The sequence below is a fragment of the Streptococcus sp. 959 genome (assembly GCF_013277075.1).
Lineage (GTDB): Bacteria > Bacillota > Bacilli > Lactobacillales > Streptococcaceae > Streptococcus > Streptococcus pseudopneumoniae_C.
In genome coordinates this window covers 1-22,122 of sequence record NZ_VMMF01000004.1, presented here as the reverse complement: position 1 = coordinate 22,122, position 22,122 = coordinate 1, and the positions used below count along the sequence as shown (strand labels likewise).

At 31.5% G+C, this 22,122-nt stretch carries 17 protein-coding genes and 2 pseudogenes; 10 read left to right on the top strand and 9 right to left on the bottom strand.

The window, feature by feature from the left end; translation table 11 throughout:
- Nucleotides 1–289: 289 nt before the first annotated feature.
- Genes HT717_RS01555 through HT717_RS01545 form a run of 3 tightly spaced genes read right to left on the bottom strand, consistent with a single transcriptional unit; the run spans nt 290 to nt 2,876 of the window.
- A complete protein-coding gene (locus tag HT717_RS01555; protein WP_024056649.1) occupies nt 290–2,155 on the bottom strand; it encodes an SAG1250 family conjugative relaxase in 1,866 nt (621 codons plus the stop codon).
- Entirely contained in the window at nt 2,142–2,507 is a 366-nt protein-coding gene (locus tag HT717_RS01550; RefSeq protein ID WP_024056650.1) for a plasmid mobilization relaxosome protein MobC, read from the bottom strand. Before HT717_RS01550 ends, HT717_RS01555 begins: the two co-directional genes overlap by 14 nt.
- Before the next feature lie 9 nt (nt 2,508–2,516).
- A complete protein-coding gene (locus tag HT717_RS01545) occupies nt 2,517–2,876 on the bottom strand; it encodes an SAG1252 family conjugative relaxosome accessory protein (RefSeq protein ID WP_024056651.1) in 360 nt (119 codons plus the stop codon).
- A gap of 470 nt (nt 2,877–3,346) precedes the next feature.
- On the opposite strand from HT717_RS01545, the gene HT717_RS01540 reads away from it, so the two are divergent.
- The 6 genes and pseudogenes from HT717_RS01540 (at nt 3,347) to HT717_RS01510 (ending at nt 9,077) form a co-directional block, all read left to right on the top strand.
- Nucleotides 3,347–4,279 carry an HNH endonuclease gene (locus HT717_RS01540; protein ID WP_236616753.1) on the top strand — a complete coding sequence of 311 codons (933 nt, stop codon included), beginning with the start codon at nt 3,347–3,349 and terminating at the stop codon, nt 4,277–4,279.
- Nucleotides 4,280–4,282: 3 nt separating this feature from the next.
- On the top strand, nt 4,283–6,142 hold the full coding sequence (locus tag HT717_RS01535) for an AAA family ATPase (protein WP_024056653.1): 1,860 nt from the start codon (nt 4,283–4,285) through the stop codon (nt 6,140–6,142).
- Between the two features lie 337 nt (nt 6,143–6,479).
- Nucleotides 6,480–6,778 (top strand): annotated as a pseudogene (locus HT717_RS09855) (transposase); the annotation flags it as partial.
- A gap of 312 nt (nt 6,779–7,090) precedes the next feature.
- Nucleotides 7,091–7,654 carry a hypothetical protein gene (locus tag HT717_RS01520; protein WP_061864608.1) on the top strand — a complete coding sequence of 188 codons (564 nt, stop codon included), beginning with the start codon at nt 7,091–7,093 and terminating at the stop codon, nt 7,652–7,654.
- A 57-nt stretch (nt 7,655–7,711) separates the two neighbouring features.
- A complete protein-coding gene (locus HT717_RS01515; protein WP_024056663.1) occupies nt 7,712–8,089 on the top strand; it encodes a hypothetical protein in 378 nt (125 codons plus the stop codon).
- Between the two features lie 10 nt (nt 8,090–8,099).
- Nucleotides 8,100–9,077 (top strand): caspase family protein, encoded by a 978-nt coding sequence (locus tag HT717_RS01510; RefSeq protein WP_024056664.1) that lies wholly within the window; start codon nt 8,100–8,102, stop codon nt 9,075–9,077.
- A 22-nt stretch (nt 9,078–9,099) separates the two neighbouring features.
- Here HT717_RS01510 and HT717_RS01505 read toward each other — a convergent pair whose 3' ends face one another.
- Nucleotides 9,100–10,341 (bottom strand): hypothetical protein, encoded by a 1,242-nt coding sequence (locus HT717_RS01505; RefSeq protein WP_024056665.1) that lies wholly within the window; start codon nt 10,339–10,341, stop codon nt 9,100–9,102.
- A gap of 92 nt (nt 10,342–10,433) precedes the next feature.
- On the opposite strand from HT717_RS01505, the gene HT717_RS01500 reads away from it, so the two are divergent.
- Nucleotides 10,434–11,330 (top strand): tyrosine-type recombinase/integrase, encoded by an 897-nt coding sequence (locus tag HT717_RS01500; protein ID WP_024056561.1) that lies wholly within the window; start codon nt 10,434–10,436, stop codon nt 11,328–11,330.
- 409 nt (nt 11,331–11,739) lie between these two features.
- Here HT717_RS01500 and HT717_RS01495 read toward each other — a convergent pair whose 3' ends face one another.
- The 3 genes from HT717_RS01495 to HT717_RS01485 form a co-directional block, all read right to left on the bottom strand.
- Nucleotides 11,740–12,831: a thioredoxin domain-containing protein gene (locus tag HT717_RS01495; protein ID WP_078238487.1), complete on the bottom strand. Its 1,092-nt coding sequence runs from the start codon at nt 12,829–12,831 to the stop codon at nt 11,740–11,742.
- Nucleotides 12,832–14,301: 1,470 nt separating this feature from the next.
- A complete protein-coding gene (locus tag HT717_RS01490; RefSeq protein ID WP_236682221.1) occupies nt 14,302–14,532 on the bottom strand; it encodes a Blp family class II bacteriocin in 231 nt (76 codons plus the stop codon).
- Between the two features lie 404 nt (nt 14,533–14,936).
- Nucleotides 14,937–15,164, bottom strand: a complete 228-nt coding sequence (locus HT717_RS01485) for a bacteriocin class II family protein (protein WP_000448738.1) — start codon at nt 15,162–15,164, stop codon at nt 14,937–14,939.
- A gap of 307 nt (nt 15,165–15,471) precedes the next feature.
- Here HT717_RS01485 and HT717_RS01480 point away from each other — a divergent pair, with 307 nt between their 5' ends.
- From HT717_RS01480 to HT717_RS01470, 3 genes and pseudogenes are all read left to right on the top strand, one after another.
- Nucleotides 15,472–17,625 (top strand): peptide cleavage/export ABC transporter, encoded by a 2,154-nt coding sequence (locus tag HT717_RS01480; RefSeq protein ID WP_078238486.1) that lies wholly within the window; start codon nt 15,472–15,474, stop codon nt 17,623–17,625.
- Nucleotides 17,626–17,636: 11 nt separating this feature from the next.
- Nucleotides 17,637–18,995, top strand: a complete 1,359-nt coding sequence (locus HT717_RS01475) for a bacteriocin secretion accessory protein (protein WP_024057769.1) — start codon at nt 17,637–17,639, stop codon at nt 18,993–18,995.
- A 467-nt stretch (nt 18,996–19,462) separates the two neighbouring features.
- Nucleotides 19,463–19,759 (top strand): annotated as a pseudogene (locus tag HT717_RS01470) (IS5/IS1182 family transposase); the annotation flags it as partial.
- Nucleotides 19,760–19,953: 194 nt separating this feature from the next.
- Here the strand turns inward: HT717_RS01470 and HT717_RS01465 are convergent.
- Together HT717_RS01465 and tnpA are read right to left on the bottom strand one after the other, a co-directional pair.
- The gene (locus HT717_RS01465; protein ID WP_173304205.1) at nt 19,954–21,279 is read right to left on the bottom strand and encodes a GHKL domain-containing protein; all 1,326 of its coding nucleotides are present in this window, start codon (nt 21,277–21,279) and stop codon (nt 19,954–19,956) included.
- A gap of 210 nt (nt 21,280–21,489) precedes the next feature.
- Nucleotides 21,490–21,954, bottom strand: coding sequence for an IS200/IS605 family transposase (gene tnpA / locus HT717_RS01460; RefSeq protein ID WP_000057429.1), 465 nt, complete (start codon nt 21,952–21,954; stop codon nt 21,490–21,492).
- Between the last annotated feature and the right edge of the window lie 168 nt (nt 21,955–22,122).

Genomic DNA, 22,122 nt, shown 5'->3' with positions numbered 1-22,122 from the left:
TTATTTTAAAATCGCCACAGAATAATAATGCTGCGATGAGGTTTTGCATATTCTTACCGTTTTTGACATCTCTAAACAATAGATTATTGGCAACCTCAAAGATAATGACCTCATGGGCAGAACAAGTTAAGTCCTGCATGGACAACTCACTCGCTGTCCTTTCTCTCTGGTAGCCTGAATTAATTCAGCATTATCATTATAAATTGACGATAATAAATATATTATTTGTCCTTAAATATCTATAAAATAAATTTAAAATGTCGAGATAGTTACATTGCCAGCATTTCTATTACTGTAATGAAATCTCCGTATCAAACTTTTGATTAAAGCCTTTACCAGTATTCAACATTTTTACAAATGTTTCTAATCTTTTTATGAGTCTCTCATACTCACCAATATGGTGACCTAGTTCCTCTTGCAATGCTCTTATTTCTTCAGTCACTTGTTCTAATGAAGTTGATTCTGTCAAGTTCAGTTTTGAAAAGTCATGTCTTGCAAGCTTTCGACTGCTCACATCCTCGCTCTTCAAATTGATAAGCACTTCCGCCATCTTATTTAAGTTGGCGATTTTTTCATTAATTTGATTTAGTTTTATATCTATCTCTGCTATTTCTTTTACTAACTCGTCTTTAATGTCTTGGTATTTCTTATCTGCTTCAGTTAATTCAATGAAGAGGTTAATCTCAGTAATCTTTTCCTGTAGACTCTTAACTGTAGGTCTTCTGTATGGTATTACTCGACTATCGTTGGTTAGCTGTCTTATCAAGGTTCGTCCTTTGACATACTGATTCTTATCCGAATGTTCTTTGTTATAGACAAAGTATGAAGTTGTCTCACGTATAAAAATTTTATATTTTGTCTGATTCTCTTCTTCCAGAATATCTAATTGATAATTGGGAATAAAAACAAGACCGCTCTGCTTAATACCAAAAGACACTTTGATATAAATGCCCTCATCAACTTGCTTCTCTATTTGGTTCTCTGCAAGTTCCACTTCAAATTCATGAACAGAATCTCTCTTTTCCTTAAATGTCTCAAAGAATTCTTCAACCTCTTCAGTGGATACCTTATCCTTATCTCGTTCTTCTTGGAAAGCATGGTACTGTTCCTGTAAATTCTCTAATCCTTCTGAAGCAATGACTTCCTTATTTTTAAAATAATTTTGAAAAAATTTGACATCATATAATTTCTTATCACTTATTTTTTGATGACCCAAACTTATCTTTTGATTATCTTCTTCCAGGATAAAAGTTACATTTTTTTGTTTTAAGTCAATGGTTAGATTAAATTCTTTTGCTTTTGTTATTAACTCTTCTAAAGAATTGACACGGTTCAACAAAAATTCTAAACGACTTTCAATCTCTAGCTTAGCAAAATGCGTTCTAAAAAATTCTTCATCATATAGATCTCGTTTGCTGAGTTGGCGTCCTCGAATAGGTTTTGTCATTGCTCGATCCGTCATCATGAATCGACTATGCTTTTGACTAAAATCAATCTGAACATGCAACTGCTTTGCTTTCTCTAAAAAATCATCAAACGATTTAGATTGCTGCAGCAAAAAATAAAGACGTTGTTTCAATTCAAACTTATGACTAGACTGCCTATATTTTTGATAGTCACGGTAAGAAAAACTCTTCTCAATAATTTTCGCCCCAGCAACTTTAGAAATACGGTCTGAAATCATACGGAGGTTTCGTTCCAAGGCATAGTTCCATATCAACTTTTTATCTGAATTGCGGTCAATAGAGTTGATTAGGATGTGATTATGAACATGATCTTTGTCTGTGTGAGTTGCTACGATAAACTTAAAACGACCTCCTGTCAATTCCATCATGGTCTCATAACCAATGCGGTTAATTTCTTCAGGTGTCAGATTATCTTCAGGAGAAAATGATTGGATGAGATGATGGGCATGAATAGTTTGTTGATATTTTTCTTGTCGGTCATTTCTGGATTCGTACAACCTGTCGTTATTAGTAAAGTTAACATTGTACATTTCTACCATTTCTGCATGGCTAGGGAAGTCTAAGTAATTACTCATGCCAAAATCAGATACTAATTTTAGATTATCCGTTTTTTCTGGATTGAGGATATATTTAATCAAACGTCTACGGTATTTTTTACCATGTGTCGCAAAGTGTTTAGTGACTACCATAAAATTCCCTCAGTCTATTAACTTCAACTTGAAAATCTTTCTCTACTCCAGTAATTAACTCACTAATTCCCTTACTCAATTCTTGTAATTGTTCCTGAGAAATCAGATGGCTCTGATTGATAGCGCGCGCAATTTGATTAATATTATTTCCAATCCGTCTCAATTCAAAAACTAACTGGTCATAGGTATCCGTGTTAATTGTGATAAAAGCCATATTGGGATTAAGCAAAACTTTTCTGGCATAGACTGAGAAATTTTGACAATTGCTCTTAGCAATCCGTTCATTCAATTGGTGTAATTCTGGATCAGTTAGAAATACTTTTTTGAGATTGGTACGATAGCGATAAACCATTACATCCTCCTAACCCATATATTTTTCACGGAACTCACGACTGAGTGGCTGCACTTGATTCACTTCTGCAATCAATTCTTGAACACAAGTCAATAAGATTGAGACGTGCTCTTGAGTCACTTGATGATTTTCTCTTGCGACAACCAGAACTTCATGCACATCTCGACTAATCTGTTCAAACTTTTGAGACTGCCAAAGGGAGAACCAACTTTCAAAAATTCTATCCTGATAATTCTTTTTCAATAAATTTTGACGAAGAAATTCTGAGAAACTATCCACTTTTTGTTCCCTCATCATTTCTTTTATCTGTTTTTCTTCTTGTCTCGTAATTCTAAATTGCTTTCGGATTGACTTAATTTCTTGTCCCATTCTGATATCCCTTCAACATTCTACTTGTCTGACAGTGTAAGTCTACCTCACATTGTCAGTACGCTTCCTAAAGACCTCACTTGCTTCTTGTTCGGTCTTTGCGAGCTCAGATATTGTGTCCACAATATCCCAAAAATCATATCGCCAGCCTATCAAAACCTTCTAGTTTTGACAGCCAACGATAAGATAACTTGGTGACTTCGCCCCCAAACCCCCATAGAAAATCAAAAATTGATTTTCTATGAATGATATTAGGATAACAGGGAAGATTTGGAAAAGGTATCACAGGATATACAATATGTAGACTACGTTATTTATAAAATCATAAATTAAAACACAAACATTAATAATTTAGACAGCAACAATCTCTAAAATTACTAAATTTTCATAAGAAACTTCTGCAATATGTTTTATATTTCAAAAATAATACTGTATAATATTATTCAAGTAAATGACAGGAGTGATAATAATTGATAACTATTTCTAAAATAAATAGCAATGAAGTCAAATATCTTTGTAACGATATTTATATGAACATGAAAGCAAAATACCGAATAAACTTAAACAAGTGGTGTTCAAAACATGTTGCCCCCGTATTGCAAAAAGTTTTAAACAAAAGTATATCTGACAAACCATTTTTAGACATTATGTTACTTTCCCATGATGAAATAGAAAAACTAATTGAAGATTCGACAATCATCAATTTAGATTACCAGTACAGTATAAAAAGCAATAAAAAAATTAAAGGAAATAAATCGCTATCAATTAAAGATTATCTAATTGGTAATGTATATAAAGCTATAAGTAAGCCCGCTAGACGGAAAAAAATTCTATCTATAACTAATTTGTCGGTATGTCCTTATTGTAATCGGAATTTTATGAACTCTTCCGATAATAAAAACACCTGTGAATTAGACCACTTTTGGTACAAATCAGAATTCCCTATTTTTGCCGCTTCGTTCTATAATTTAATTCCATCTTGTCCAAGTTGTAATAGAAATAAAGGTACTAAAATTTTTCATTTATCTCCATACAATCATAAAGTTTCAACTGATAATAGAATTACTTTTAGTTGGATGCCAAAAAATGGGGATTTTTTATATAATCATCATTCTATTGTGATTAGGGCTAAAACTCATGATTCTTTTTCTCATGACTATGCTTTATTAGATTTAAATGAATTATACCAAATACATACCGACTTGGTTCAGGATGTATTATTAAAACAAATTTTCATACCTGAATTCTATTTAAATGAAATTTGTAGTATTCTCTCATTATCTAAAAATGACATTGATAGATTATATACTGGTGTATATACTACTGAAAAAGATTACAACAAAAGACCCTTATCAAAATTAATTTCTGATATATATTCTGAATTAGGCTATTTCGAGAGGTAAAAAATGAAGCTACTGGGTTTAATATTTCGTGATTACGAGAATTTTATTTGCAATCAAATATTTAATTTCTCAGACGAGTACATTGTAAATTATGATTGGAATGAGACGATAACAATTAATAAAAATCCAGAATATATCGCTAATTTTTATGGAGAAAATATTACAAATATTACTGCAATTATCGGTATAAATGGTGTTGGTAAAACATCCCTATTAAACTTTCTAGGATTTAAATTTTCAGAACGCAAGGAATTTTTAAGTAAATATGAATATTTTATTATTTATGAATTAGATGAATCTATTTTTATTGAATTTAATAATCATAGTAGTAAAATTAAACAAATAATATTCAATGATATAACTATAAGAATTGATGATGGACTCCTTATTGGAAGCACAAGAAGTCTTTTTTTCAAAAAACAAGGAGATGAATATTCAATTGTTGATAAGTATCCTCAAGGAAATATAAACTATTTTTTCAAAAAGTATTATCAATATAGTTTCAATGAAAATGATGATTTCGTTGATACTTTATTTGGTAATAAATTAATCACTAGAAAATTATTTTCCACTCCTTCTGATTACAATACAATTAGAGCATTTAGATTTTTAAAAGTAAATGATTTTATTAATGATAACAAAATTTTAAAATATAGAGTTTCGCACTGGTCTTTTGAAAACCTACAAACCTTATTAGTTGAGAAAAACATTTATGAGGAAAGCATTATTGAATTAATTAATGATTTCTCAAATAATAAAAAAAATTATGTATTAAGTCGATTTATAAATCAAATAGTCGCTTTTTTTATAAATTTAATGCTTATCTTAAAAGAAGTTTATCATTTTTGGAATAAAGATATTGAAAAAATACTATTATCACAAATAAAGAAATATTTAACTTTCGATTTGAATATTATCCAAATAAATGATTTAAATCTAGAAATTAATGATAGTTCCAACTTCTTAAAAGCTTATTTTAAAAGAGAACCCACAAAAATTGATGAGTACAATAATTACCAAATTACAGATTTCATTAATTTTTCATTGGAGACCATCCAATTTTTGTGGAATGCTTCCGAACAAATTGAAATTAATAATAATTCATTTATTCTTGATTGTGCTCCAGAGCATATAGTAATTACAGATTTTCTCAAGAGTTATCAAAAAATATTGAATTGTAACACCACAAACCCTAATGGTATAATTATATTCACTGAAAATAATTTATTTATAAATTTACATGAACTTTCATCCACAGGAGAAGAAAGTTTAATTAGATTATTAGCTCAATTGATTGAACTAATATCAACAGCGGAAATTGGAAATCATATAATTTTAATTGACGAGATTGATGAATCTTTTCATCCTTCTTGGTCTAGCAGAATTATACAACTATTAACTTTATGCTGTAGTTATTTTGCAGATTTTGAAAATCCTTTATACAAAAATCCAACTTTCCAATTTATAATTTCCACCCATTCTCCATTTATATTATCTGATATTAAAAATAGAAATGTGCTTTATTTAGAAGAAAAGTTAGGTAAAGTAACGACAAAACAAATTAATACATTCTCTAAAAACATACAGAGAATAGTATACGAATCAATGGAAATAAACGATATCTATGGTAGCTTTGCACAAAGTAAATTAAATAAAATTATAAATATACTCAATCAACAAACTATTTCCCCAATAGTCATTGAAAAAATTAAAATTGAGATACAAAATATCAATGAACCAATAATACGTGACAAACTCAATCAAATGGTATCTGAAAAAGTGTCATCTTCTGATAAAAAAATTGAATCTATAATTTCTAATCTATCAAACGAAGAACGTGAACTTCTGAAAAGTAAATTATAACCACCTTAACTTAATACGTTGTTTCACACAAAGGTAATTATTGCTATTAGATTAATCTTACCTAAGTTTAAGTAGATTCTCCTCTCCTACCTGACTTCTCTCTCCAAACAATTATTCTTGACGGATGCTAGCTGCTGAAGCCTTATCATCCATCTAAAAATGACGTAAGTTCAATCTTGTTAATAGATTTTTGAATACACTCAAAAATAACTGACAGTTCCAACTATAGTGCATTATCAACGAGACTGTTCACTATTAGGTCATGAAGTTCTCTAGTATTCGCTCGTGTCTAGTCGAGATTAATAGCATATAGTCCTTTATTTTAGATAAGGATGCTATGGTTTACAAGGAAAGCTTGACGAGTGACTTCTTTGTGGAGTGGTTCAAAACGCAACTCCTGCCTGCTTTGAAGACATTTCATGTTATTGTCATGGACAATGCTAGTTTTCGTCCCAAGAACATCTTGGATGAACTCTGCATCCAAGATAACACTTTTTCTTACTCCTACCGCCTTATTCACCAGATTTGAATCCTATTGAGCAAGCTTGGGCTATCTTGAAAAAGAAAGTGACGGATTTATTAAGGGAAGTCCCAAATATTTTTGAATGTTTGGAGCGCTTTTTTAAAACTAATTGACTATAAAAAAAAACGATTCAAAATCATTAGAGAATATAATTCTAAAATTGAAATTTTTCGTGCTAATTCTATGAAATCTTGATTTTCTAATAAATTTGTACTTATTTCCTTCAAACTACACAACTCTATAGTTGTTGTAAGTTTGTAATTAACTCAAAAGTATTCGATATAATTTCAAAACAGTGTTTTAATTTATAGTTGGCCAATATCATTTAATTTTAACTAAAAAATCATTATACAAATCAATCTACTAAAGATGAATTTATGATATACTAGTGATAATAAATAGTTATCGGTAGGAGAATGATGAATATGACAAATAAAAAAATAAGAGTATTTTTAAGCAGACCTAATCCATTTACGAATGAGCAACAATACTTTATAGATAAACTAAAGAGTACTCTAGAGAACTATAATATAGAAAGCATAACTCTACAAGCAAAGGATTATTCTCCCTATGAATCATTATCTGCTTTAAATGAAATGATAAAAAGATGCTATGGTATGGTTATCTTAGCTTTCGGGCATACGTATATTAAATCTGGAGTTTTAAAAAAGGGAGCAATTCAAGATAAAAAGTTTTTTGAATCTGACGAACAGCCGTTAGATGGGAAATGGATTACTAGTTCGTTTTGCCAAATTGAAGGTGCTATGGCGATCTCAAATAATATTCCTATTCTAATCATTAAGCAAAAAAATTTGCGAATTGATGGCATTCTAAAAGATGATAAAAAAATTGTATCTGTATCAGATTTTTCATTGGAGAATAAGACACAAATTGACTCTTTCTTCGAACAAATTTTAGAGAAAGAAATATATTGTTGGAAAAAATCATTGGAAGAAATATTTAATACAATTGAGGGAAATATCGTATAGAACACTTTCTAATGTGATATAATACAAACAACAATACTTTTCAAGGGAGGTATTTAGATGAAAAGAATCTTTATAAGTTTTGCCATTGAGAATGAAAATTTACGAGATTTTCTAAGGGGCCAATCAAGAAATACAAACTCTCCATTTGAATTTGTGGATATGTCTGTTAAACAACCTTGGGATTCTCAATGGAAAACTAAATGTAGAACAAGAATTAGAGGGTGTGACGGTATGATTTCTATCATTACTAGGAATACCAAGAAAGCCGATGGGCAAATTTGGGAAATGAACTGTGCTACAGATGAGGGGATACCATTACTTGCAATTTATGGGAACAAAGATCATATTGGTGCGACGATTCCAAATGAATGTGGCCATCTTCCTGTAGTAGATTGGAATTGGGAAAAGATTAGCGCTTGGATAAAACAATTGTGAGGTATAATTTATGTTAAACAACAAGGCATTAATCGTTGGTATCGATGCATATTCTCAGGCTCCGTTAGGGGGGTGTGTAAATGATGCAGAGGAGATAGCGAAATTATTGGAGGAAAACGAGGATGGTTCCCCTAATTTCAATATTAAACTAAAATGTAATATACAAACAAAAGCAGAGTTATTGGATGATCTTAATTCTTTATTTAAAGAAGGAGAATCTGACATTGCACTTTTTTATTTCTCAGGACATGGGACAGATAAGAAGGGTGGTCAAATCGTAACACCAGATTTTAATGAGTGTAATATGGGAATTTCTATGGATGATATACTTCAACTAGCAAACGCTTCAAAAAGTCGAAATAAAATTATCATCTTAGATTGTTGTTTTTCTGGGAAGTTAGGAGATTTTAGTGATAACTCACCTAATGCCAATATTGGGAAAGGTGTTACTATTCTAACAGCAAGCAATCGTGATGAGGCTGCTATTGAAGATCGAGAAACTGGTCATGGTGTGTTTACTGAATTACTAATTCAGGGGCTAAAAGGTGGAGCAGCAGATGTTGGTGGAAATATCACTCCTGCTAGTTTGTATTCTTTTGTAGATCAATCATTAGGAGCGTGGGAACAAAGACCTCTATTTAAAACAAATATTACAGGTTTTTTACCTATCAGAACTGTTGAAGCTAAAGTATCAAAAAAAGTACTACGGAAACTTCATCAATATTTTACAGAAGCTACTTCAGAATTTCAATTAGATCCATCATTTGAATTTACTAATACTCCTGAAGCAACTCATGAATATAAAGAACCTTTCGCAAAAGAAGAAAATGTTGATAAATTTAAAGAGTTACAGCTTTATGAAAGCGTAGGTTTGATCGAACCTGTTGGAGAGGAGCATATGTACTTTGCTGCTATGAATAGTAAGTCTTGCCGTTTGACACCACTAGGTTTACATTATTGGAAATTATCAAGAGATAAAAGATTTTAAAAAGGGAAGTGAGCAAAATTGCTCATTTCCCTTTAATTATTTTTAGAGTTTCATGATAATCATGCTTTAGCTCTTTACGACCTGAGCTTACCGTCTCTTCTTGCCTTTTTGTAACAGGCTTAAATTCAATAATTGATTCATCAGTACCAAATGCAATTAGGGTCAAATCTTTAATGTTTTCATTATACCAAGTATTGTCAAGATCAGTTTCTTCTCGTTTGAGAAATTGTGATTCTGTTAAGCAAGTTTTAGCAAAATGAACAGCAGAGTAGTAATACTCTTTTATTGATTCAATATCTTTTGATATACAATATTGTTTTAACAAAAGTGCACAGTAGTTTCTAGCACAATAAAGATTCCCACTTTCAAAGTTTGAGCCATTTTTGTAATATCTTCTAGCTTGTTCTAAAAATTTGCATTCTTTAGTTAGGCCAAACATTTGTTTATTTATCGCTGCAACAATCCCCAGTAAGTTTTCGTTTGTCGATGTAGCTAAATCTATGTTCTCATTAACGTATGATAAGGTTAAAAGCAAATTTTCTAGGGACAATTCTTTTTTATAGCGACATAATAGATATTGAGAAAGTATATCTTCATCAAAGGATAAGTTTAAAACTTGAAGATACTGATTTTCGGCTTCTTTAAACAGCATATTTTCCTTCAAATTTTCAGCTTTTTCAATCATTGTCCTTATAGATGCTCCTGCTACATGTACATTTTTATCTAATTGAACTAATGGTTTAATCTTATACAAATTAAAATCAAATACAGGACTATCAATATAATCGGTATTGGATTCTAGGCAAGAAATTAATATATCTTCTAATTTATCTTGCAGAGATTTTCTATAGTTTTCATCCGATACTATTTTCTTTCTATGATATCTTAATTGAGGATTCATTGAAATATCAAAAAATGGGTATTTGCTAATAGTTAGTTCTTCACAAAGTATAATTGTAGATTTTGGCCTCATTGCATGCCGAAGTCCCAACTCATAAATTGCATTTTGATTTAAAGTGCTTATATCAGCAATCACAATATCAGCTAAAAAAATAGATGTTATGAAGTTTTTATTAATAGCTAATGAAGTTGGAACTTCATCTCCTCGATATGCTTGTGTGGAGTAGACTGATTTTAAATGATTTCGAGATAATACAGGTTTTATAAACTTAAAATAAACATCGTCTAAATTCAGTTTTACTAAAGTTCCAGGAATTTTTTTAACCCCATATCCCATGACTACAAAGCATGTTTTATTACTCATCAATCATTCTCCTACCGATAACTATTTATTATCACTATACAAAGCACTCAAATAGGTTTATAATAGCATGATTATTGATAAAGGAGATTTTTATGGATTATAAACTTATTTCTACTTACTTAGATTATTGCAAAACTCATAAGCGTTTGAGTTCGCACACGATTCGCGCTTATAAGAATGATCTTATGCAATTTTATAACTCAGACTATGATAATGTCGAATCCTATATAGAACATTTGACACGATCTAACATAAAAACGAATACATTAAGAAGAAAAATTGCTTGTATGAAGGTGTTTTATAACTATCTAAAATACCAGAACATAATTGAAGAGAATCCCTTCAATCAATTGCGTTTTCAATTTAGAACTGAAAAAATATTGCCTAAAACGATTCCGTATGACATTCTGAAAAGTATTTTTTTATATTTAGAGCAGAGAGTAGTTCTATCTAAAACTGATTATCAAAAACAACACGCTGAAAGAAATCTACTAATTATTTCACTTTTACTTTCAACAGGCATCAGAATTTCTGAACTTTGCAACATTCATCTCAAAGATATTAATCTTTCCAATAAGACACTCCATATTATAGGAAAGGGTAAGAAAGAACGTATCCTATTTTTAGGAGATCAAAAAACATTCAATTTATTAGAAACATATATAAATAAAACAAGAAATGAATCAAATGATTTCTTGTTTCCAGGAAAACATTCTCTTAAACCATTGTCAGAGCAAAGTGTACGTTTAGTTATAAAGAGAATCGTCGAACAAAATAGCTTATCTAAAACTATTACACCACATATGTTTAGACATAGCTTTGCGACAATGCTTCTAGATAATGATGTAGATATTCGATACATTCAACAAATTCTTGGACACAGTTCTATATCAATCACACAAATCTATACTCACGTATCTCATTCAAAACAAAAAGAAATACTTAGTTCTTTTAATCCTGTATCAGCGATTCATTCTGAAATCGAATAAGAGAACTTTCCAAAGCCTATAGTTTAGTTCATCTAAAATTAATTTTTGTAGTTCAATCTTAGTTAATAGATTTTATACTCAACAAAAGCAACAAACATACAAAACCTCACTTTGAATCAGCATTTATACTATACTCCGTATTAAAACTCCATAATTGTTTTCTAAAATGCTGTCTTCAAATATTCTTAAATATAATAAAAAGAGATTGATAAATGAACTTAATTACTGTAAAAGCGAATCAAATCCTCCCACAATAAAATAAATTGAGAAATCTATTTCCTACTTAGGTAAATTTCTCAATTTATTTACTTATTTTTATTTTGAAAATTTGGTAAAAAGATTATCTACATTGTTTCTCATAAATATCTAATGTGATCTATTTCCAGTAGGTTACTATACTCTTATGATCTTATACTTCATTTTTAGTATTTAAATGACTACTTATTATAAGAATTCCAGTAATAAATAAGGCGATTCCTAAACGAACAAAGTTAATCGATTGTTCTTCTCCTGTTTGGGGTAAATTTTTTACTTCCGATTCTATTTTTTTAAAATTAGTTGATGCTATAAAATCTGATTTATATTCATTAAATTTACTGTAAAGTAGTTCAGGATTCTCCTGATTTTTAACACCAACCACACTATCTTTAGAATTATCCTCTATATTTTCAATAGTCTTTCCAAAAGTATCTTGTGATTTAACTACAATCTTTTTCTGTAAATTTTCGTCAGATAGTGGAATATCTTTAGGGATTTGATTTGTAATTGTTTTAATTTTAACTGTATCCTCTTTAATATCCATAGTTTGCATTGAATTCTTTGGATTTATAATATTTTTATTATCATTTTCAAATTCTCTTTTCGGCTTCTCATCAGTTTTTCCAAAATAGAGATAATCGTAAAGTTGTTGTGCAGTTATTCCTCCACCAACCCAACCAGAAATAGTTTTACCATTTTTAAAATAAATAATTGTTGGCGTTCCAGGAATACCGATTGTTTTAAAAATGAACTCTTTAGCAGAATCATCAAAATCCTCACCATCTATATCGTAATATTCTAACTTTTTATCAATCAGCATATTAAACTCTTTCAATACTCCAGAAAATTCACGACAATGATAACATGTCCCTCTTCCAAAATATAAAGTATGTTCCGAATCTTCTGAAGTGAATATCTGACGAACTTCAGCAATACTAATTTTATTAAAATCAGACACATTTGAAGCGTATTCTTCAGATGTAACTGATTTCATATCTTCAGTTTCTTTCTTAATAATTTCTTTCGTAGATTGCTGAACGTTACTTTCATTTTCTCTATCGCTAGATTTTTGTTCAGTTAAAGATTCTCCAGTGGTTTCTGTAACAGCTGGTTCTAAATTTAAAGCTGATGGCACTGTATCAGAAAATTTTGTTTCAGCACTTTCAGCCAAAACAAGATTCGGACTAATGGTAACTAACGCTACGGTACTAACTAATAAAGATTGTAATAAATACTTCTTCATAATGTGGCTCCTTTTTGATTGATAATTTTATTTTACACATTTTAAAACTAAATTTTTAAGCAAATCCTAAAAGGTAGCTATATTATACTGAAATGGTATTTTTCGCTCTGCAGAATAGAAACATCATTTGCTTTCAAAATAATGATTAACACAATCATATTTATTTGTTACAAAGATTTCTTAACTACCTCCTCTCTCAGGCTACATAAGCGTTCTATTTGTGTGTCCAATATTTTATGAACAATAGACACATACTACCATCCTACCAAACAAATAATAAAAACAGACAATTCTACTTTCAATTGTGTACCCACCCTTTCGCTCCACTTCCATTATAGAATCATCCTGACTACTATAGGATTGACTGACTTCTCATGTTTCGTTGTTACTATGCTTTCAGCTATCATCAGAATCTCACCTCAATATATAAGTTGTACATCTTTCCTCATTACTCCCGTGATTTACATATACCTATTTGAACTTTAGAGTTCTGAAATCCCTCATCTACTATCCCTTCCTCTTCCTACTACCTCATGATTATTCTGCTTACGAGTAACTATTTAGCCCACCAGTAGCGGGTGCTCACGGAGAACTTATACCTCAGATGAGATACTTGACCTGCTCGTCGTACCCAAAAAATTAGGCTAGTCAAAAACTCATTTTTAGGAAAAATAATGTGAATCTCACTACAATAAAACGCATAATATCAAGATTCAATGCCTGATAATATGCGTTTTTCTGATTTTAAAGACTTTCCCCAGCCTCTTTGATTATTATGTTGTACAAATTAGTTAAATTAAAACTAATTACGCATATCAAATAACGCTTCATTTGAACCTCAACTTTCTATATCGTAGAAAAAAGATCCAGTTCCTTCACAAAAGGCTATGATAGCTTCACCAAGTTCTATTATACAAATCCCAAAAAGTCTTGAAAACGTCCAGAATAATTATAATCTGATTCCCCAAAATATGATCTAGACACAATTACTTAATATCATTCTGCATTACTAGTTTAATTTGATACAGTGCAAATCGAAAAATTATCAGCAATAATAAAAAGCCATTTCCAAAAAACAAGAAATACATTGCTAAATCACTCTTTAAATAGTATAGAAACCAAATAAGTATCCAAAGTATGCTCATTTTTATAAAGATATTACTTACTATCCATTCAATCTTTAGCAAGAGATGATTAACTACATTCATTATAACATTCTCCATATTTCCATCCTCATCATATCTATAGCTCAATCACTTTACTACTACGTCTCAAAATAATTTACTATTATATACTGTAAGTAAAACGCTAACACTGTACTGGCCCCCCAAAGTTAGATTTTTCTGTCTAACTTTGGGGGCCAGTACACACATTCAAATATTAAATTTGGTAGCATTTTATTTTGAAGACAGAATATCAATCAATTCTAATCAATGCAAAACAAATATTCTTCCCGCACAAGAATTCTATTTATGAACCGAATACATAACCCCAAAATCCACCATAGATTGCTCCACCAACAGCGCATGCTGCAATGACATACGGACCAGCAGGAGCACAAGACATCGCCGCTTCTACAGCACCTGCCGCCCCCGAAAGAACAGCATTTCCCTCACGTTGTCCTCCACCTAAAACACAGGACAATTCTTCATTTTTTAACTCCATAAAATGCATATTTAATTTATTCATACGTAACCTCATTTCTTTTTTGAAATATGTAATTCGATATTATTTGAGCTAATAATGTATACTACCGTGAATAATACTACAAATATATGAGTATAAAATAATACAGAAGACGAATTATAGCCATCTATAACAACAAAGATAATTGATAGTAGTAATAGAAAAAAAGTAGGTACTGAAATCTTTTTAATAAATTGCTTGTATCGATTAAAGCATAGTTCAGAACTAATGTTTCCTCTCTTCTTATTATGCGTTAATAAGTGAATCAGCAACTCAAAAAACACACTTCCTACAGAAAAAACTAAAACTTCGCTTATTGTAACATTTAGAACTATTCCAAGCGCACCTATTATAAAAAAGGACGTAAAAAGAGCTAAAATTAGTCTAAATTCCCCACTTTCCATAAACTAACCTCTTTTCTACAAAGATCTAGCGATACCCCATATAGCTGTGCAATATTGTGCTCCTAAAATACCTCCAGCCCAAGTTCCAGCTCCTGGTGCAACCAAACTACCAATCGCTGCTCCTGCTAATGTGCAAATTCCTGCCGCCTTAGCAACTTCACCTGCACTAACTGTTCCTCCCTCAATGCTAGCCAGCATTTCAGTATCCAAAACATCAAATTGAGTCGTTGTTTTTGTTTCCATGAGGAATACCTCCATATTAATTTTTATTATTTTTGTCGGATTGCAATCTTGACATTTTTAGTATATCAGAATAAAGACTGCTTTTTCCGCGAAGTCTTTAAATGTACGATTTTCATCATGAAACGTATTTTTTTCATAATTTGTAACCATTCATGATTAAAAATATGCCGTTAAAAAATGGTGTTAACTAATTTTCAAAACCAAAAACACCATTCAAGATATTATATGAGCCATTTAAGATTTGAACAATTTTTCTACCTATTTTTTGTCATAATAGTCTTGTAAATAAAAAGAAAGGATTTGACAAATGACATCTTACAAACGGACCTTTATCCCTCAAATAGACGCTAGGGACTGTGGAGTTGCCGCTTTAGCGTCTATTGCCAAGTTTTATGGTTCTGACTATTCCTTAGCTCATTTGCGAGAACTAGCTAAAACAAATAAAGAAGGAACGACCGCTCTTGGTATCGTCAAAGCAGCCAAAGAAATGAGTTTTGAAACAAGAGCCATTCAAGCGGATATGAGCCTCTTTGAAATGGAAGACATACCTTATCCTTTTATCGTTCATGTTAATAAAGAGGGCAAACTACAACACTACTACGTTGTCTATAAAAATATAAAAGACCATCTTATCATTGGTGATCCTGACCCTAATGTCAAAGTAACAAAAATGACCAAGGAGAGATTTGCTTCTGAATGGACAGGTGTAGCTATCTTTCTGGCTCCAGCTCCCAGCTATAAACCTCATAAGGATAAAAAAAATGGATTGATGAGCTTTCTCCCATTAATTTTCAGGCAACGCTCACTTATTTTTTATATCGTGTTAGCTAGTCTCTTGGTGACTCTTATCAATATTGGTGGCTCTTACTACCTTCAAGGGATTTTAGATGAATACATTCCTAATCAGATGAAATCAACCCTAGGTATTATCTCCATTGGCCTGATTATCACCTATATCCTGCAACAGATGATGAGTTTCTCACGAGATTACCTCTTAACTGTACTTAGTCAGCGATTAAGTATTGATGTTATTCTTTCTTACATTCGCCACATTTTTGAACTCCCCATGTCTTTCTTTGCGACACGGCGAACTGGTGAGGTCATCTCTCGTTTTACAGATGCCAATTCAATCATTGACGCTCTAGCTTCGACGATTTTGTCACTCTTCCTTGATGTCTCTATCTTGATCATTATTGGTAGTGTACTCTTGGTACAAAACACTAACCTCTTCCTTATTTCACTGATTTCAGTTCCTATTTACATCATCATTATTTTTGCTTTTATGAAGCCCTTTGAGAAGATGAATAATGATGTCATGCAGAGCAATTCCATGGTAAGCTCTGCTATTATTGAAGATATCAATGGTGTAGAAACTATCAAATCCCTAACTAGTGAAGAAACTCGATACCAGAAGATTGATAGCGAGTTTGTGGATTATTTGGACAAATCTTTTAAACTTAGTAAATATTCTATCCTACAAAGTAGCCTTAAACAGGGAGCTCAACTCATACTGAATATTGTTATTTTGTGGTTTGGTGCTCAAATAGTTATGACAGGTAAAATTTCCATTGGACAATTGATTACGTTTAACACACTCTTATCTTACTTTACTAATCCCTTGGAAAATATCATTAACCTCCAAACAAAACTTCAGTCTGCAAAGGTAGCCAACAATCGTCTTAATGAAGTTTACTTAGTCGAATCTGAGTTCAAAAACACTCAGACCTTAACCGATTCACAGTTTCTGGCTGGTGATATTTGTTTTGAAGACATTTCATATAAATATGGTTTTGGACGCGACACCCTAAATAACATAAATCTAACTATCAAACAAGGTGATAAGGTCAGTATAGTGGGAATTAGCGGATCAGGGAAAACGACCTTGGCTAAAATGATTGTCAACTTCTTTGAACCTTACAAGGGACGAATCACTATTAACAACAATGATCTCAAAATGATTGATAAAAAGGTTCTTCGACAACACATCAACTACCTACCTCAACAAGCTTATATTTTTAGTGGATCAATCTTAGAAAACCTGACCTTGGGAGCTAATCAAATGATTAGTCAAGAAGATATTATCAAAGCCTGTGAGATAGCAGAAATTCGCCAAGACATCGAACAAATGCCTATGGGATACCAAACAGAACTATCAGATGGAGCTGGATTATCAGGTGGTCAAAAACAACGGATTGCTTTGGCTAGAGCCTTACTGACTAAAGCTCATGTTCTTATTCTTGATGAAGCAACCAGCGGACTTGATGTTTTAACTGAAAAAAAGGTTATTGAAAATTTGATGGCCATGACTGACAAGACCATCATCTTTGTTGCCCATCGTCTTAGTATATCTGAACGAACTAATCAAGTCATTGTCCTTAACCAAGGGAAAGTTATAGAGACTGGTTCTCATCAAGAATTGATGACCAAACAAGGTTTCTATCATTATCTATTTAGCAAATAAGGAGACTTATCATGAACCCAAAGCTATTTAAAAGTGCAGAATTTTATCAGCGCCGCTACCATAATTTTGCGACACTCTTAATTGTCCCATTAGTCCTATTACTAAGTTTCTTGATTATCTTCTCTCTATTTGCCCAAAAAGAAGTCACCGTCACATCGAGAGGAGAGATTACACCAACTCAAGTCATCGCTTCAATTCAATCAACTAGCAATAACACCATAACAACTAATAATCTGTCCAATAACCAATTGGTCAAAAAAGATGACGTCGTTATCAAATACGCTGAAACAATGGAGAAATCCCAAAAACAAGCTCTTGAAAAACAGCTAGCTACCCTAAATCGGCAAAAAACTGGAATCGAGACTCTAAAAGCAAGCCTGTCACAAGGAAATAACCTCTTTACAGGAGAAGATGAGTTCGGTTATATTAATACCTTTAACAACTTTATCACACAATCTCAAGATATAGAGTTAGGTATCTCTAAAACCAATGCAGAGGTTAATAATCAACTAGCTTTAGCAGGAAATACCGCCACTGCTATAGAGAAACAAATCAATAATATCTACAAACAAATAGCAGAGTATGAGGAACTTAGTCAAGCTATCACTAATAAAAGTTCGAGTTTGTCGGCTAGCAATCCACACAAAGCTACTTTAAATTCCTACTTAGTCCAATCCCAGCAACAATCTCAGCAAGGATTAGATGATCAATATCTTTCTCAAATTAATCAGAGTATCTCAAGTCTAAAATCCTCTATCGCTAGTCTTAATATTCAACGAGCAGGTACAGGAAGTGTTGCGACTTACGATAGTAGTTTAGGAACCAAAGTAGAAGTCCTACGAACCCAATTTCTACAATCGGCATCTCAACAGCTGACAACTGTTGAAACACAAATCACAGAGCTAACAGCTCAACTTGGGCAAGCAAATGTTAACTTTGAACACAATACTATTAAATCCCCAGGTACAGGAATCATTCATTTAAATAGTGAATTTGATGGAAAAACTCTAATTCCAAACGGTAGTGAAATCGCCCAAATTTACCCCAATATTCAAGAAACTAAAGAGGTACTTATCACTTACTATGTCACTTCTGAGTATGTCCCTTTACTTAAAGAAGATCAGGTCGCACGTCTTAAACTAGAAAAAATCGGAAATCAAAGCATCACAATAATTGGGAAAATAAATTCTATTGATAGAACAGCAACAAAAACTGAACAAGGAAATCTTTTTAAAGTGACTGCACTAGCCCAACTACCAGATAAAGACAGTAACATCATACAATATGGTTTACAAGGCCAAGTAACGAGTATCATTGCAAAAAAAACTTACTTTGATTACTATAAAGACAAAATCCTCAATAACTTATAGATAACACTTTATAATCATATAGGTACCTTTTGGGATTTTCAAAAATTTTTTTAAATCTTTTATTTATAATTAGGATATAAACGAAGGAGGTCTAAATAATGGACAAAAAACAATTATCTCTAAAAAAATTTCCAACAATAAGTTCTGAAGATCTGTTAAAGATTTATGGAGGAAACCTCTGGAAAGATTTTGATAATCTTATGCTTAACAAGCACAGATATTCTCGATTTCTTAACTAGTCAAACCTTTAATTATAGACAAAAAAACATTAAACATAATTGACTATTTGTCAACTGTAGTAGTTTTTTATCAGCTAGCATCTGTCGTGAGAACTAGTTAGTGAAGCTGGGCAAAAATCACTTTTAACTATCAAAAAAACGAGCATTTCTGAATTGAGGAAATGCTCGTTTTTTTTGATATCATGATTTATAATTAAAATAAGAAAAAACAATTATAAATCCATTACAATGTATAAAGATTATAACACAAATCAATTAAGTTTAGAAGTAAATCTTGCCTACGATATTCCAACAACTCACGAATCGAGAATGATCATCCTCTTTATAGACAGTATCCCTAACTAAGTGTTACTGGAAGAGACCTCTTATACTGCCTTTCATCCAACTATGCTCATGAAGATAACATTGTACGCTTATTTCCGTCAAGTGTTCTCCGAACATAAAATCGTTCAAGTAAATGAGGAAGTGATTCCCATGAAATTGTTTAACCAAGATACCTATGTTAACTATAAAACAATTAATAATATTGATAAATTAAAACGTATTATAAATTTCATATAGAAGTATATAATATTATTGTGAAACTTTTTATATAGAAAATATGTTTAAAAATCTAATTTTTAAACTAGAACTATTTCACATTTAAATGTCTATAAAGCTATAACAAAAGAGCCCCTCCTTAAAATATTCAATAGAATATCCTAAGAATGATAGTTCTTTTAAAGTTCTATTTCCAAAATCTGTGTAAAGACATAATTTTTACTTGTGGTTTTCAAACATACATTTGGATAAGATTTTAAGATTCTTCGAACATTGGCCAATCCTATACCCCGTCCTACTCCTTTTGAAGAATTGTCACGCTTGAATATATCTCTCAGTTCGATCTCTCTTTCTAAAGTAGAATTTTTAACAATCATGACTAATTTATTCCATTCTCTATCTTCAAGGAAACAAACTGCTATTCCTCCCTCTGCTGCGGACTCTATAGCATTATCTAACAAGATAGAAGTAATTGTTAAGAAGTCAATTTGTTCCATATTTTTTATAGAGAACTGTTCACTAATCTCCAGGGAAACTAGAACAGATAAGTTTTGGGCCTCCGATAACTTAGATAATAGTAAACTCTTTAGCGCCAAATCATTGATATTTCTTAGTTGTGCCACATCAAAACGTTTACCTTTTAATTTTTCACCAGAGTTTTTTAAAACACTATCATAAATTTGAGAAACCAGATTAATATCTTTTTGATCTATACCTATTTTTAAGCTTGACAAAATATTAACATAATCATGTCTAAAGCTTCTAATTTCTTGATACAGCCCTTCAACTTGTTGACTATAATTGCTAAGATTTTGCAATTGAATTTCTTTTTGTAAAACAACTTGCTCCTGTAATTCTTGAAGTAATTTTCTATCCAAGAGATTAATAAAACAAATAAACAATAAAAAGTAAACTGCTGTCAATAATTCTTTATAATCTAACATTCTATCCTGGCTTATTTTATCAATGTAGTTCATATAAGGCGGTAAGATAAAATAAGTAAGCATTAAAATATCCGCAGTAATTAAGATAAATTTTGTTTTTCTATCCAAGTTCTTTATTTTTAAATGACTAAAATTATATTGAAAGAGACTAATAAGAAAAAACACAATAATTTCAGCTAATAAAGAGAAAATCATTATTCCTAGATTAGTTTCATATAGTCTATTCAATATTGGAATGTTATAAATTACAAAGAAACCTAAAAAATTTTTGATGACATCCCAAAATCCAAGTGGAAATAATGAGTAAAAAAGTAATAAAGAGACCTTATTTCTTAATTTACCAATAGACAAAGTATATAGGATAAAAAAGGTAGGATATATTAATAATGACCCAAAAGAATAAAATGCAGTTGATTCAAATACAACAATAAATAGTAATGTTGAAAGATAGTACAGAATAATGGATACTACTACTTTTTTTAGGTTTAATCTCTCATCTACAACCTTAGAATGGATACATAATAATAGAAAAACACCTATAATATCTAGTAAAAATATCATCTAAATCTCCTTAGTCATGAAGTCTTTCGATAGCTTTCATAAGTGGACGAATTTTTAATCTAGAGACAATCATGACCACCCGTCAAACGGGTGGTTTGTCCCAGGGCTATAAGCCCAAATTACCAGCCAGCGCCTAAAGACGCTGGCTTTCACTTTGTTCAAGCCTTATTGCTCTTGACTCGTCACTTGCCTCTCAAAGAGGCTTTAGTATTACTTACCACTATCCCTAAAGGGATCCTCATATTCTTTTACACTTAATTTATCTAGTGCTATATCATGCTTTTCCTGTTCTTGAATATATTTCTTAATTGTGGCTTCATTAAGCCCTACTGTACTCACATAGTAACCTTCCGCCCAGAAATGCCGATTCCCAAACTTGTACTTGAGATTGGCGTGTTTGTCAAACATCATGAGTGCACTTTTTCCTTTTAAATAACCCATGAAACTCGAAACACTTATCCTTGGTGGAATACTTACTAACATGTGTACATGGTCTGGCATTAAGTGACCCTCGATAATTTCAACTCCTTTATAACTACACAAGCGATGAAATATTTCGCCTAAACTACTTCGATATTGATTATAGATAACTTTTCGTCTATACTTAGGGGTGAACACAATGTGATACTTACAGTGCCACTTTGTGTGCGATAAACTATGAGCCTTTTGTGCCATATTTTTCTCCTTTCGCTTTACAATTGGCTTGAACACCTTTATTGTATCGCGTTCGGAGTTTTTTTGGTATAACCTTCGACGCGCACCCGCATAGCGGGTGGTTGTTTTGTCTCGCACCTAACGGAGCGAGACGGACTAATAGTCACATAATACAAGAGGACCCGTTCT